Origin of the sequence: Microbulbifer salipaludis (assembly GCF_017303155.1) — a bacterium.
In the GTDB taxonomy this organism is placed as follows: Bacteria; Pseudomonadota; Gammaproteobacteria; order Pseudomonadales; family Cellvibrionaceae; genus Microbulbifer; species Microbulbifer salipaludis.
This window is the reverse complement of record NZ_JAEKJR010000001.1, coordinates 722645-736360: the sequence shown is the minus strand read 5'-3', so window position 1 is coordinate 736360 and position 13716 is coordinate 722645. Positions and strand designations below refer to the sequence as shown.

The 13716-nt window shown below is 58.7% G+C and carries 14 protein-coding genes; 9 read left to right on the top strand and 5 right to left on the bottom strand.

Translation table 11 applies throughout. The features are described 5' to 3' along the window. Positions 1–184: 184 nt before the first annotated feature. Entirely contained in the window at positions 185–754 is a 570-nt protein-coding gene (locus JF535_RS03095) for a TetR/AcrR family transcriptional regulator (protein WP_206998954.1), read from the bottom strand. Between the two features lie 238 nt (positions 755–992). Between JF535_RS03095 and JF535_RS03090 the strand changes: the two genes are divergently transcribed. From JF535_RS03090 to JF535_RS03050, 9 genes are all read left to right on the top strand, one after another. After that, a complete protein-coding gene (locus JF535_RS03090; RefSeq protein WP_206998953.1) occupies positions 993–2081 on the top strand; it encodes a DUF2855 family protein in 1089 nt (362 codons plus the stop codon). Positions 2082–2087: 6 nt separating this feature from the next. Further along, on the top strand, positions 2088–3203 hold the full coding sequence (locus JF535_RS03085; RefSeq protein ID WP_206998950.1) for a hypothetical protein: 1116 nt from the start codon (positions 2088–2090) through the stop codon (positions 3201–3203). Between the two features lie 51 nt (positions 3204–3254). Beyond that, entirely contained in the window at positions 3255–3938 is a 684-nt protein-coding gene (locus JF535_RS03080) for a glutathione S-transferase family protein (protein ID WP_206998948.1), read from the top strand. Positions 3939–3952: 14 nt separating this feature from the next. Beyond that, positions 3953–4594: a glutathione S-transferase family protein gene (locus JF535_RS03075; protein WP_206998946.1), complete on the top strand. Its 642-nt coding sequence runs from the start codon at positions 3953–3955 to the stop codon at positions 4592–4594. A gap of 104 nt (positions 4595–4698) precedes the next feature. Next, the gene (locus JF535_RS03070) at positions 4699–5934 is read left to right on the top strand and encodes a glutathione S-transferase family protein (protein WP_206998944.1); all 1236 of its coding nucleotides are present in this window, start codon (positions 4699–4701) and stop codon (positions 5932–5934) included. 52 nt (positions 5935–5986) lie between these two features. Beyond that, complete coding sequence (locus JF535_RS03065) at positions 5987–6424, top strand: SRPBCC family protein (protein WP_206998942.1); 438 nt, start codon at positions 5987–5989, stop codon at positions 6422–6424. Next, entirely contained in the window at positions 6421–8415 is a 1995-nt protein-coding gene (locus JF535_RS03060) for an alkyl/aryl-sulfatase (RefSeq protein WP_206998940.1), read from the top strand. Before JF535_RS03065 ends, JF535_RS03060 begins: the two co-directional genes overlap by 4 nt. 36 nt (positions 8416–8451) lie before the next feature. Beyond that, positions 8452–9684 carry an iron-containing alcohol dehydrogenase gene (locus JF535_RS03055; protein WP_206998938.1) on the top strand — a complete coding sequence of 411 codons (1233 nt, stop codon included), beginning with the start codon at positions 8452–8454 and terminating at the stop codon, positions 9682–9684. 52 nt (positions 9685–9736) lie between these two features. After that, entirely contained in the window at positions 9737–10372 is a 636-nt protein-coding gene (locus JF535_RS03050) for a hypothetical protein (protein ID WP_206998935.1), read from the top strand. Here JF535_RS03050 and JF535_RS03045 read toward each other — a convergent pair. The 4 genes from JF535_RS03045 to JF535_RS03030 all read right to left on the bottom strand — a co-directional run bounded on the left by JF535_RS03045 (position 10369) and on the right by JF535_RS03030 (position 13706). Then, positions 10369–11724: a DUF1254 domain-containing protein gene (locus JF535_RS03045; RefSeq protein ID WP_206998933.1), complete on the bottom strand. Its 1356-nt coding sequence runs from the start codon at positions 11722–11724 to the stop codon at positions 10369–10371. The genes JF535_RS03050 and JF535_RS03045 overlap by 4 nt on opposite strands. Before the next feature lie 48 nt (positions 11725–11772). Beyond that, positions 11773–12831, bottom strand: coding sequence for a glutathione S-transferase N-terminal domain-containing protein (locus tag JF535_RS16920; protein ID WP_206998931.1), 1059 nt, complete (start codon positions 12829–12831; stop codon positions 11773–11775). 61 nt (positions 12832–12892) lie between these two features. Beyond that, positions 12893–13483, bottom strand: a complete 591-nt coding sequence (locus tag JF535_RS03035) for an SDR family NAD(P)-dependent oxidoreductase (protein WP_206998929.1) — start codon at positions 13481–13483, stop codon at positions 12893–12895. Next, positions 13419–13706 (bottom strand): SDR family NAD(P)-dependent oxidoreductase, encoded by a 288-nt coding sequence (locus JF535_RS03030; RefSeq protein WP_206998927.1) that lies wholly within the window; start codon positions 13704–13706, stop codon positions 13419–13421. Before JF535_RS03030 ends, JF535_RS03035 begins: the two co-directional genes overlap by 65 nt. Positions 13707–13716 lie beyond the last annotated feature (10 nt).

Here is a 13716-nt window from a genome sequence, read left to right as displayed (position 1 = left end):
CCTGTGTCACTTCTACACAATTAAGGACAAACTGTTACCCGGCTATTGCGAGAAAGAGGCGCGGGCCGAACGCATGGATCGCATGCAGCGACCTGTTAGCAGTCACTTGAAGGGAGGAAGATTCAGGCAGGAACAGGCTACATCAGGGAAACGAAAGAAGGGCGGCAAAAGGAAGGCAACAAGCTCAGGTGAGCAAATCCTTCAGCAGCCCCTCAACGATCTTGCCGCAGGCCTGGTCAGAGAGCTTCTGGTGCCGCGAAAGACGCTCGTAAAATTCAAACGACATAATTGCATCCACCGCTTCGCGCTTGTCGGCGGGTAACTGCAAAATTTCCGGCAGGCACTTTTCCAGGTTCTTGCGCATTTTGCGCACATTGGACTCATAAACGTCGGAGATGACCTTTGAGCGCCACAACAGGCTCCACGTCGCCCGCTGCAGGTGAATCAGCTGCGAAAAGGCTTCCATGCGACAGCGCACCGAACCGGTCAGCCGCTCCTCAAGGGAACCCTCCATCGGCATTTTGTTGAACAGGGCTTCATAGACGGGGCGCACCTGCGAATTGAGCTCCGCGTACAGCAACTCCATTTCGGTGAAGTGCCGGAATACTGTGCGGATGGAAATACCTGCCTCATCCGCCACCTGCTGCGCCGTGGGGATATAGATTTCGCGCTCCATCAGAGCGAGCATCGCGTCAATAATCTGCTGGCGACTGCGCACACTGCGCAGGGCGCGGCCATCTACTTTGACTTCCATAACGTCCCCGCTTCCACTTTGAACTTGCTACCACCCACCCAGTAATTCGGCGCGATGGCGCGATATTGTGCCACAGCAAACGCTGACGACCTATTCGCCGCACAACTTTCCCAGCACCCAGCCATTCTCTCGAATTCCCGCTGCCGGTACTCGGCCCTTTCGAGACGAATGGCACTTGGCGAATCATGTATTGGCATATATAGTGTCATTATATTCATAAAACATAAAGGACCTGAAAATGGCGAGCTGCACTGAACTCTGGGTCGACCGCAAGGACTTCCGCAAGACACGCACGGTCGGTAAACGGGACCTCACCGCCGGGGACGGCCAGGTGCTGGTTGCCATCGACAAGTTTGGCCTCACCGCCAATAACGTCAGCTACGCCCTGTCCGGGGAGATGATCGGCTACTGGGGCTATTTCCCTGCGGAAGGGCAATGGGGCAAGGTGCCGGTGTGGGCCTGCGGCACAGTGATCGAATCCCACTGCCCCGAGGTCCCCGCCGGCGAGCGCCTGTGGGGCTTCTTCCCCATGGCGAGCCACACGGTGCTGACCCCGGGCAAGGTGCGCGAGGACCAGTTTATGGATATGGCGGAACATCGCCAGGCCCTGCCCGCCATGTACAACGCCTACCGCCGCACCCAGGCGGAGCCAGACATTCTCACCAAGCTGGAGAATGAGCGCTGCCTGCTGTTCCCGCTGTTTGCCACCTCGTTCGTACTGTACGACTACCTCATCGACAACGCCTTGTTCGGCGCCGAGCAGGTGGTCATCGGTTCCGTCTCGTCCAAGACCGGCTTCGGCCTTGCGCACCTGCTGCATCGCGATAACGAAATCACAGCGAAGGTCGTGGGCGTTACGTCCGCCGGCAACACCGCGTTTGTGCGCGACCTGGGTTGCTGCGATCAGGTGGTGCACTACGGTGAGGAAAGCCAGATCGACGCGAGCCTGCGCACCGCCTATATCGACATGTCCGGTAACGTCACCCTGACCCGCGCCCTGCACCAGCATATCGGCGACAACATTGTCGAGAGCGCCATGGTTGGCGCCAGCCACTGGGAAGGCGGCGGTGCTGCCGGCGACCTGCCCGGGGCCAAACCCACCTTCTTCTTTGCCCCCGGCCAGATCGCAAAACGCGATAAGGAGTGGGGGCCCGGCGCAATGATGCAAAAAGCCATGATGGCCAGCGCCGAGATCGCCATGGCCACCAGCGGCAACCTCAAGGTCGAGTGGCTGCACGGGCCCGAGGCTCTGGATAACGCCTGGCAGCAACTGCTGGACAACAAGGTCGGCGCCAGCCGCGGGCTGATGGTTTCACTACTCGACTGATTGCTTATGAAACGCTATTCCTGCGTACTGCTGGCCGGCGCCAGCGCCGCCCGGCGCATCCGCGAGGAGGGGCTGCACCAGCAGCAATTCTCCACCCTGATCGGCGCCTCCGGTGGCCCCAAATGGCTGGCAATCAGCCACCTCGACCGGCTGCTGGCAGGCGAGTTTTTTGCCGGCCGCAATACGCCAATCACCAGCGTGGGTTCCTCCATCGGCAGCTTCCGCAATATGTGTTACGCGCTGGAGGATGCCCCCGCGGCTATTGGCCGGCTCGAAGATGCCTACATCAACCAGCAGTACGAATCGGACAGGCCTACCCCTGCGGAAGTGACCGCGGTCGGCGAAAAGATGGTACTCGCCGCCCTGGGCCCGACCGGCGCCCAGCAGGTAGCAAACAACCCCATCTGGCAGAGCCATTTTGTGACCGTGCGCGGACGCGGCCCGCTGGCCAGCGAAAACCGCGCGGTACTGGCGCCAGTGTTGATGGCATCGGCCATGGCCAATGCGGTGTCGCGGCGCACATTGCGCGCCTTCTGGGACCGGGTGGTCTTCCACACCGGCGAATCCGCGTCGATACAGTTCGACAACCTGCGCACCGTCAACACCCGGCTATCCGAGCACAATGTATCCGATGCGGTACTGGCAAGCGGTGCGATTCCGCTGGTCATGGCGGGAGTACAGAATCCCCACGGCGCACCGGCTGGCAACTACCGCGACGGCGGTATTACCGACTACCACTTCGACCTCGCCTTCCGGCACCCACAGGGCCTGGCCCTGTACCCGCATTTTTTCCCGTATATGGTGCCGGGCTGGTTTGACAAGTCCCTCAGCTGGCGCTGGGTCCGCGGTGGTGCGATGGAAAACACCTTGCTTGTGGCGCCGTCACCGGCCTTTGTAGCCAGCCTGCCCTACGGAAAAGTTCCCGACCGCGACGACTTCCGTCGCCTGACGGAAGACGAACTGCGCAAGTACTGGAATACCGTGGCCGATATGAACCGCCGCCTCGCCGACGATTTCTTCGAACTTTGGCAAAGTGGCAACCGCGGCGCGCTGGCCGATCATCTGATCGAAGTTGGCCGCGACGACCTGCCACACAAACTCGACCGGGTCACTGCGGCCTGAACCAGCCGTATTTTGTCGCGGCAATAATAATCAACAGGAAAGCTAACGCGCATGATCGATCTCTACACGGCCCCAACGCCCAACGGACACAAGGCATCCTGCACGCTGGAAGCGCTGGAGATTCCCTACGAATCACACTTTGTGAATATTGTTGAGGGCGAGCAGAAAAAACCGGAATTTCTGGCCATGAACCCGAATGGTCGCATCCCGGTCATCGTTGACCGCGCGCAGGACCACTTCGAGGTATTCGAGTCCGGCGCCATCATGGTCTATCTGGCGGAAAAGGCCGGCAAGCTGCTGCCCACCGATATCAAGGGCCGTACTACGGTCATGCAATGGCTGATGTTCCAGATGGGCGGCGTCGGCCCGATGATGGGTCAGGCCAATGTGTTCTACCGTTATTTCCCGGAGAAACTGCAGCCGGCAATCGACCGCTACCACAATGAATGCCGACGCCTGTTCGAAGTGTTGGACACGCGGCTGGCGGAGCGCGAATGGCTCGCCGACGACTACTCCATTGCCGACATTGCCAACTGGTGCTGGGTGCGCACCCACAAATGGTCCGGTGTATCGGTAGAAGGCCTCGAGCATCTCAATCGCTGGCTCAGCGCCATGTACGAACAGCCCGGCATGCAAAAAGGCATTGCAGTGCCGTTCAGCCTCGGCAACCTGCTCGACGACGAAAAAGAGCAGGAGAAATTCAAAACCGGCGCGCGCAAAGCGCTGCAAACCTAATTGGGGAACACAACATGATCCAGGTCTACGGTGTGCACGGCTCACCCTTTGTCCGCAAAGTTTTGATCGCTCTGGACCTCAAGGGCATCCCCTTCAAGCTGATTCCGCAAATGCCGTTCAGTGGCGACGCGGAGTACCTGAAAATCAACCCCCTCGGCAAGGTCCCCACACTGGTGGATGGTGACCTGACCCTGGGGGACTCCAAGGTGATCTGCCAGTACCTGGAAGCGGCCTACCCGGAAACACCACTGTATCCACAAGCCGTGGCCGAAAGGGCCAGGGCGCACTGGTACGAAGACCTGTGTGGCGGGCGCGTTTCCGAACTCGCCGCGGGCATTTTCTTCCAGCGCTTTATGCGACCACTTGCGTTCATGCAGGCACCCGACGAGGAAAAAGTAGCGAAGATCATCGACCGCGACCTGCCCCCGCTGCTGGATTACCTGGAGAGCCAAATCCCCACAGAGGATTTTATATTCGGTGACTTCTCCATGGCCGACCTGTGTATTGCCAGCCCGTTCTTTAATGCCAGCTACGCCGGCTACGATGTCGATCCAGCGCGCTGGCCGGCACTGGCGGGTTTGATTGAGCGAGTGAAGGCACTGCCGGCCGTTCAAAAAATTCTGGAAAAAGAAGCACGGGTTCTGGGGCTGAGTTAAACAGCTATACCAGGCGTTACTAACGCACCCGATGAAACGTGAAGCTAAAAATATAATTTGCCAGCGTTTAACATGAGTAGACGGCTCTACCCAACGGAAAAAATATGCAAGAGAATAAAGAAATCCCGGCCAACATCGCACACCAACAGAAGCTGCACGAAGAAAGTAAACAGCTCCACCGCGGCCAAGAGAATCACTACCGCATCTGGCAGGCACAGGCTTCGCCCTACTCCTACAAAGTCATGACCTTCATGAACTACAAGGGCATCCCTTATAAGAAGGTGGGCGCCAACCATATGGAACTCGAGTGGGCAAAGAAAGTGGCCGGACAATCCATTGTCCCCATTATGCTGACACCCGATGATCAGGTGATGCAGGATTCCACTCCGATTGTGATGCATCTGGAAGAAAAATTTCCGGCAGTGAAAACCGTACCGCACGATGCGCGCCTCGCATTCCTGATGTGGCTGATCGAAGAGTTTGCCGATGAATACATGCCGCGCATTCACATGCACACCCGTTGGGGCAATGAACAGAACCGGGCCGCCGTGAGCCACCGCATCGCCAGGGGTTTCACCTTTGGCAGTGCCGACATGGAAGCCAAAGACCTGGCGCCATTCCTGGTGGAACGCCAGTCCGGCTTTAACCAGCACCTGGGTCTTGTGGGTGACGAGGTGCGTGCCAGCATGGACCAGCAAGTTGAAGATCTGCTGGCGATACTCGAACAACACTTCAAGCACCATCAGTTTTTGCTGGGATTCAAACCGTCAGTCGCGGACTTCTCCCTATACGGGCCGCTCAAGGTGCACCTGTATGAAGACCCCCGCTCCAACGAAATCATGGAAGTGAAGGCCCCGCGCACCTGCAACTGGATACAGACCATCACCGACCTGGGGGATACCCGCGGCTGCGCCGGCCAAACCGAGTTCGGCGACTGGATCGACTTTAATGAAGGGTTGCCAGACAGCCTGCTGGCACTACTGGGCTTTATCGGCAAGACCTATCTGCCATTGGCAAAAGCCACCGCGAAGGCCTGCATTGCCCGTGAAAGGCACTTCGAGGAAACCATTTACGGCGCAACCGCGTCCTTCAGTGCGCATCAATACCGCGCCTGGAGCTTCGAACAGCTGCAGCTGCGTTACGAAGCACTGACCGATGGCGAAAAAACGGACCTGGCCAGCGCCCTGCGCGACGCGCGGATAATGCCCGGATTGATGGGCGACGGAATCCTTCACAACGGTTTGTTCGACGGGTTCACCCCGCCGTTTATCAAAGATGGTATTCCGGACGCGCGCATTAAGCGCATCAAGGAGAAGGCCGCGCAGGCCAATGCCACCTGATGTGCATCCACCGTTATGCCATTACCTGTAGCTAATAGCGAAGTAACATTCCATGTTTGATATTCATGTAGAACGTATTATCGACAAAGACATTAACACCGTATTCGAAATACTCGCCGACCACGCGGCGTATGCACGCTTTCGCGGAGTAGACGGTGCAAAGCTTCTGGAGCCCGGGCATACCGAGAAAAATGGCGAGGGAGCGCTGCGCCACCTTGATCTTGGCGCGATAAAATTTGCAGAGCGCATTACCTGCTTCGAGCGCCCCTACCGGCTCGATTACAAGATCGAAAAATCCTCGCCCCTGCCATTCAACCATGAAATCGGCAGCGTTACCCTGAGCGAGGTAGAAGGGGGGACCAAGGTCACCTGGATTTCCAGAGGCTCCATCAACATCCCTGTTCTCGGCAAACTCTTTCTCGGCCCCCTATTCGAGCGCAAGGGGCGCCAGGGCTTTGGCTCACTACTCAAGCAAATCGCTGCACTATGAAGCCGTTTATTCCCGTATTGCTCTGTGCCGCCGCCCTGACTGGTTGCGGCAGTAGTTCTGATAACAACGCCAACAACAGCATTAACGACAGCGCGGATAAATACGGTTTCAGCGCACCCACCGCGGCGACCATCCGCGCGAATGCCGATGTGCTCAACCAACTGCCGTTTGCCAATCAGCAGGACTTTGCCGATGCCCGCCGCGGCCTGATTGCCAGCGCTGACGAGCTTCGGATTGATGGGCCCGGATCCGGCCCCGTGTGGGACCTTACCGCCTACGACTTCATTCAGGGCGACGCGCCCGCCAGCGTCAACCCCAGCCTCTGGCGCCAGGCCAAGCTGAACAATATCCACGGCCTGTTTGAAGTCACCAAGGGCATATATCAGCTGCGTGGCTTCGACCTCGCCAACATGACACTGATCGATGGGGAAAAGGGCTGGATCGTTGTCGATCCACTCACATCCAAAGAAACCGCCCATTACGCCTTCGAATTTGCCATGCAGCACCTGCAGCGCAAGCCAATTTCTGCGGTTATCTTTACGCACAGTCACGTGGACCACTTTGGTGGCGCCACTGCGCTGGTCTCCGCCGAGGAGATCGCCAGTGGCAAGGTGGACCTCATCGCACCCGAAGGCTTTATGGAAGAGGCCACCAGCGAGAACTCCATGGCCGGCATGGCGATGTATCGCCGCGCCCTGTACATGTATGGCAAGCGACTGCCGCGTTCCGAGCGCGCGCATGTGGACACCGGCCTGGGCAAAGAGCCCGCGCTGGGTTCCAGCAGCGTGTTGCCACCAAATTATCTGGTCACCGAAACGCCGCAACAGCACGAGATTGACGGCGTGCCTTTTGTCTTCCAGAACGCACCCCACTCGGAAGCCCCCGCGGAACTGACCTTCTACCTGCCCGAGCACAATGCATGGTGTGGTGCCGAACTGGTTTCACAACAGATGCACAACGTCTACACCCTGCGCGGCGCCAAGGTGCGCGACAGCCTGAACTGGAGCAACACCATCGATGATGTGATCCAGCGCTTCGGGAATGCGGAGATTTATTTCGGCAGCCACCACTGGCCGATCTGGGGCAACGCGCAGGTGGTGGACTTTCTCAAAAAGCAGCGCGATGTGTATAAATACATTCACGACCAGACCATCCGCATGGCCAATGCCGGTCTGACGCCACAGGAAATCGCCGAACAGATCCAACTCCCCGCGTCGCTGCGCAAGAACTTTTCCACCCGTGGTTACTACGGCACTGTCAGTCACAATGTGAAAGCGGTGTATCAGTTTTATTTCGGCTGGTACGACGGCAATCCGGCCAATCTAAATCCGCTGCCACCGGTAGACTCGGCGAAAAAGACCATCGAATTTATGGGCGGTGCCGATGCGGTACTGAGCAAGGCGCAGCGCTCTTTTGACGATGATGAATACCGCTGGGTGGCAGAGGTGCTCAACCACCTGGTCTTCGCGGAACCCGATAATGACGACGCCAAAGCCCTGCTGGCAAAAACCTACGACCAGCTGGGGTATAGCGCGGAATCCGGCCCGTGGCGGGACGTGTATCTGAGCGGCGCCTACGAGCTGCGCCACGGCGGCCCCGAGCGCGGTATGGATCTGGCGCTGGCCGCCGAGCAATTGCAGTACATGCCCCTGCCGCGCTTTCTCGACACCATCGCGGTGGGCCTGGACGGCCCCAAGGCCGAGGGCGAAAATCTAACGGTCAACTTCGTTTTCCCCGACCTCAACCAGAGCTATGTACTGCAGGTCGAAAACGCCGTGCTGCACTACTGGCAGCGGCAACCCGACCCCAATGCCAATGCCACCCTGACCCTGACCCACGATCTGTTCCTGAGACTGTTGACCCGGCAGGCGAGCGCCAGGGAAGTGCTGTTTTCCGATGAGCTGGAAGTTGCCGGCAGCAAGCTGGACCTGATCCGGTTCTTTTCACTGTTCAGTATGGCCGATGGGAAATTTGATATCGTCACTCCGTGACGACATCAATATAGAAAAGGTAACCCGGAGGACACCATGAAGTGGCCACTACAAAAAGCGCTGTATCGCACTGCACATATGATTACCAAGCCACTGGTGAAACTGATCAAGGTTCCGGTACCGGAATTGATCACCGGTGCCGGGAGCGTTACCCAGTTGCCGCCGCTTATCCAGAAGCACGGCGTAGGTCGCGTATTACTGGTCACCGACCAGGGTATCACCCGGCTTGGCCTGGCGGATGGGCTGGTCAAGGCACTGGAAGAAATTGGTATTGGCTGTAGCGTGTTTGACGGTGTGCAGCCCAATCCCACGATCGAGAATATCGAGGCCGGGGTGGCGGCATATCAGCACAATCGTTGTGATGGCATTATTGCCTTTGGCGGTGGCTCGCCCATGGACTGCGCCAAGATGGTCGGTGCCCGGGTCAGCAACCCGGGCAAGTCCGTGATGCAGATGCGCGGCGCATTCAAGATCCCCAAGGCCCTACCGCCACTGTTCGCGGTACCCACCACCGCAGGCACCGGTTCTGAATGCACTGTTGCGGCGGTGGTCTCGGATCCGCAGGCGCAGGAAAAATTCGCAGTCACCAGCCTGAAGATTGTCCCCCGCTACGCGGTGCTGGACCCCGAGCTGATGCTCGGCCTGCCACCACACATTACCGCCAGTACCGGCATGGATGCACTGACCCATGCCATCGAGGCCTATATCGGCAGATTTGGTACACCGTTTACCGATGAGAATGCCGAGAAGGCGGTAAAGATTATTTTTCAGGATCTCGAAGCGGTGTACCTGGACGGTAGTGATCTGGAACGGCGCAATAATCTGGCCCAGGCGTCCTACTTTGCGGGGCTCGCATTTACCCGGGCACTCATTGGCTATGTACATGCCATCGCACACAACCTGGGAGGCATGTACGGAGTGCCCCACGGCCTCGCCAATGCCATCGTGCTGCCCCACATTCTGGATTTCTCGCGCGCGGACTGTGAGCACAAGCTGGCACGCCTGGCGGTCGTTGGCGGCCTAGGAGAGGCTAAAGAACCCGCCGCGGATCTTGCCATGCGCTTTATCGAAAAGATTCGCGATATGAATCGCAATATGGATATTCCCACGAGCGTGGCGCAATTACAGGAAAAAGACATTCCGCACCTTGCGCAGCGCGCCCTCAAGGAAGGCAACCCGGACTACCCGGTACCCACGCTGATGAACCAGCAGCAGTGTGAGGCGCTTTTGCGCAAGTTACTGCCATCCGTTGAGAATCCTGCCGGATAAATTAGCCGGCGCACTCGAAGACAATCAAAACAACACCACTACAGGACCACCGATGTCAACGCGCGTAAAACTCTGGCTATTACCAGCCCTGCTGTATGCCTTTTTTGTTTTCTGGTACACCGATTTTTCCGGCCCACTCAGTGACGCAGAAGTAGCAAAGATCACCCGGGCGCTGACCGACAACGGTGTATCCGCAGAGCGGGTGGATGAGCTGGCGCGCTTTATGCGTGAAGACAGCGGCCGCCAGTTCCTGATGGTCAATGCGATCCACAATAATGCCGAGCCACCAGCGGTGGCAGGCGCACCGGCCAACGCAGACGCCGATACCCTGATGGGGCTGTACCTGGAACATATGCTGCCGGCACTGCTGAAACGGGCCAGCCACCCGGTACTTATGGGTGATGCCGTATTCCCGGTGATCGACCTGATCGGACTCGAGGGCGCCGAGGAGTGGACCAGTGCCGCCATCTTCCGCTACCGCAGCCGGCGCGATTTTATGGAGGTCATCAGCAACCCGGTATTTCTCGGCCGCCACGACTTCAAGACCGCAGCACTGGAAAAGACCATCGCCTACCCAATCGAACCCAGCCTGTACCTGGGTGACCCGCGCTTGCTGCTGGGGCTGATCTTGCTGGCACTGACGTCACTGGCTGACCTGTGGCGACTTTCCCGCAACAGCAGCCGCTAGCGAACAAACTCGACGCCGGGCACCGTCCAGTCGCCACTCAGAAACGCCCGGCGGGGCAAGTACAGTCGCAGGGTCAGCGCGAAGGCCCCGTCAGGTGCGGGCAGCCAATTGGCCTGATTTACCGGCGGCTGGTGCTGAATGAGAATATCCAGAGACCCATCCTCGTTGTACTGCAGCGCGTCGCGGCCTCCGATCGTATAGCGGCTAATGGGATTGTCGACCAGGAAGCCGTCCTCGTCGTACAGGGTCAGCGACCAGAACGCATCCACCGGCGGCGTCTGCCCGGCAGCAAAATGCAGGCGGTAACGGTTTGAGCCGTGCAATGGGTTACCCTCAACATCGACTTCGGCGTTGGGGTAGGCCGCCTCTTCCGGGGGCAAGGCACCGAGGCCAATAACTGCCACCGCCATACGCAGACCATAATCATCCCCGTAGCGCCCGAGTTTGGAACGCCAAACGGCCCAGCCATTTTCCAGCTCGCGCGGACCATATGCGGCAGACAGTACCCGGCTTTGTGCAATTTTGATTGCCCTGTCCATCAGCAGGGTTGGCACCGGATTCCAGCGCTCTTTTACCTCGTTGCTGCCAGGCACAATTCCCAGGGTACGTAGACTCGTTACAGCCACTGCATCCTGCGCCAAGGTCCGTTGCTTCTGCAGTAATCTATTTACCAGTGCGAAGTATTCTGTCGCGGACATCGCCATCAGTTCCGCGGCGGGATCTCGTTTGCCCGTTTTTGCATTAGCTTCCATCACCTGCCCATTATGGCGCTCACCGGTCAGCCAACCGGCCAGTGGCGTGAGGAAAACTTCCCGCTGTAAGTTGCGCACATTGGCGATGTCGGAGCGGCCGTTGGTCTGGATGCGGCCAATTATCCACACGCCGTTGGTAGGCGCGGTAATTTCCTGTACATCGGCAGGCACCGTGCCCTGCCAGTCCGGCCCGGCAATCAGGTAACTGCCGGCGCCGGTGCCGGTGCTGCCTTTGCCAACGGTGGCAAACACATTGGTCCACATATCCATCAGTGGCATGACGTACTGGCGGCCGGCGGTGTCCGGCACGTCCAGCACCAGCGGCCCGGTGGACAAATCCAGCCAGGCAATACTGTAGAGCGTGTCATTATTCGGGCGCACCACGTTGCGGAAAGTGTGGTCAGGAAAAAACTGGATATGGCTGAACCGGTTGAGGGTTAAGCCACTGCCGATCATAGACTCGCGGGTGAGCGCCATCAGCGCCAGCGGGTAACTGTACACATAGGCCTGAGCGGTCTTTTTGACCAAGCTCAGGCTGTATAACACTGGCCCGCCCAGCAGCATGATCAGGACAGACAACACGACCAGAGCTTTTTTCATGCCAACGCCTCCGGCAGGGAAATGCCACCGAGTCTCATGTACGAACCTTTAAACGAGTCCAACAAGTAATGCCTCACAGCCGGTGCCATCCAGGGCTCCGAGAACCCGCTGCTGGTCGGCTTTCGCCAACTGAGCAAACTCTTCGCGCAGCCAACTCAGGCACTTGCCCTGGTATGCAAACGCAGACTGGACCCAGCGCCGACCATCGATCTCGCATTCCCAGATACTTTGGCCAGCCTGCAGGGCCGCGGCATTGGCCAGTTGTGCCGGCACATAGGTGCGGCCAATTTCGTTCAACAACGGACGCAAGGTCGAGGGAAGGTCCACTGGGTCGTTCCACTGTGCACCGGCAAGGTCGAGGCCACTCTGGTCTTCCATCAGGCTGGTCCAGGCAACGACGCGAGGAGCCAAATCAAGGGCGATGTGTCGCGGCGTTGGATCGACACCCACCAGCTGCGTGAGCTGGCCGTACAAGGCGAAGTCGCCGCTACCCGGCCTTGAACCGAGCATATACGGCTGGCTGGCCAAATGCGCCTCCATTACCTGTAGGAAGCGGCGGTAGCCGGCCTCGATTACCGGTGCGGTCTGTTCGCTGGAGCCCACTACCCCAAGGCGGCCGATCTGACGCTCGGAGAGCATCACGCTCATCTGCTGCAACATGGCATCCGGCAGGCTCACCGAATAACCGAGCGGAAGCAGGTTACCCGCGTGACCGGCATCGGCGGCAAAGTGCCAACGGTAGTGAAACATAAACTTGGTTACCCACTCATCGGCATAGTCCTCGAGCAGGTAATCGATAAACGCCAGCGCCGGGTCCTGCGGCAACACGGACCGGTCTGAATACAGATGCTCAAGACGGCGAATCAAGGGGGTAGAGTCACAGAGCGCCTCTGGCTGAGGGTGAGGCTGCTCATCGTCACCCGGCAACAACAGTACCGGTAACAGGGCGGGCTTGGGCACCGCCACCCCTAAAGATTGCAACGCCTCGCGGGGGTCCCCCCAGGTCACCCGGTAGGGAATCTGCCGGTAACGCATCAGCGCCACCATCTTGCGACTGTAGGGCGAGCCAATGTGGCCGAATATCTGGATCGGGTCGATGCTACTCACTGGCTTTCTCCAAGGTTTCCTATGTCAGTAACGTCCCACAGACCAAACCACTTCCGCAGAATCAGGCCAAGCGCGCCGACAGCCAGCGATCCAGCGAAGGCGACAGGCGCTTCAGCCACCACATCCAGTGGGTCGCGCGGTGTGGCAACAACATAAACGTATTTTTTTGTACTGCGCGGCAGATCATCTGCGCAATATCCGCGGCGGACAGCGGTGAAGCATCCATCGTTTTGCCAATGCCGGCCTTGGTGCGGTCATTGTTGTTTACCATGGAGTCCAGTAGCCCGGTGCGGAACAGATGCGGGCAAACCACAGTCACACCAATACCGTCAGGGGATAGTTCCGCACGCAGGGTTTCCGACAGGCTGACCACCGCCGCCTTGCTGGCGTTATAACTACTCATTTTTGGCACCGAGGCGATGCCAGCGATCGACGCAATATTCACAAGCTGGCCACCGCCCTGGGCCTTCAGTGCCGGTGCAAACACCTTGCAGCCGCGCACCACCCCCAGAGTGTTGATGTCCAGCAAACGCAGCCAATTGTCGATGGGCTCTTTCTCAATGCGCCCGGCACTAGCAACGCCGGCATTATTCACCAGCACATCCACGCCGCCCCAGTGCTGCTGGCAGGCAGGCAGCCAATAGGGTTTCAAAATCTCTTTCCTGGCGCACGTCGCAGTGCTGATAGAAGGCCTCTGCGCCGAGGGTTTTGAGCTCCCCTACCACCGCTTCGCCTTCCGCCTCACGCACATCCGCCACGGCGACGCGCCAGCCATTGCGGGCAAAGCACAACGCCAGTTCGCGGCCGAGGCCGCCGGACGCGCCGGTAATCGCAATGCGGCGCTCGGCGAATGTATTTTTATTCGTGCTCGGCATACTTGTACTC

Coding starts and splice junctions, on each gene's coding strand:
- JF535_RS03095 (WP_206998954.1), bottom strand. CDS start 754: ATGGAAGTCAAAGTAGATGGCCGCGCCCTGCGCAGTGTGCGCAGTCGC.
- JF535_RS03090 (WP_206998953.1), top strand. CDS start 993: ATGGCGAGCTGCACTGAACTCTGGGTCGACCGCAAGGACTTCCGCAAG.
- JF535_RS03085 (WP_206998950.1), top strand. CDS start 2,088: ATGAAACGCTATTCCTGCGTACTGCTGGCCGGCGCCAGCGCCGCCCGG.
- JF535_RS03080 (WP_206998948.1), top strand. CDS start 3,255: ATGATCGATCTCTACACGGCCCCAACGCCCAACGGACACAAGGCATCC.
- JF535_RS03075 (WP_206998946.1), top strand. CDS start 3,953: ATGATCCAGGTCTACGGTGTGCACGGCTCACCCTTTGTCCGCAAAGTT.
- JF535_RS03070 (WP_206998944.1), top strand. CDS start 4,699: ATGCAAGAGAATAAAGAAATCCCGGCCAACATCGCACACCAACAGAAG.
- JF535_RS03065 (WP_206998942.1), top strand. CDS start 5,987: ATGTTTGATATTCATGTAGAACGTATTATCGACAAAGACATTAACACC.
- JF535_RS03060 (WP_206998940.1), top strand. CDS start 6,421: ATGAAGCCGTTTATTCCCGTATTGCTCTGTGCCGCCGCCCTGACTGGT.
- JF535_RS03055 (WP_206998938.1), top strand. CDS start 8,452: ATGAAGTGGCCACTACAAAAAGCGCTGTATCGCACTGCACATATGATT.
- JF535_RS03050 (WP_206998935.1), top strand. CDS start 9,737: ATGTCAACGCGCGTAAAACTCTGGCTATTACCAGCCCTGCTGTATGCC.
- JF535_RS03045 (WP_206998933.1), bottom strand. CDS start 11,724: ATGAAAAAAGCTCTGGTCGTGTTGTCTGTCCTGATCATGCTGCTGGGC.
- JF535_RS03030 (WP_206998927.1), bottom strand. CDS start 13,706: ATGCCGAGCACGAATAAAAATACATTCGCCGAGCGCCGCATTGCGATT.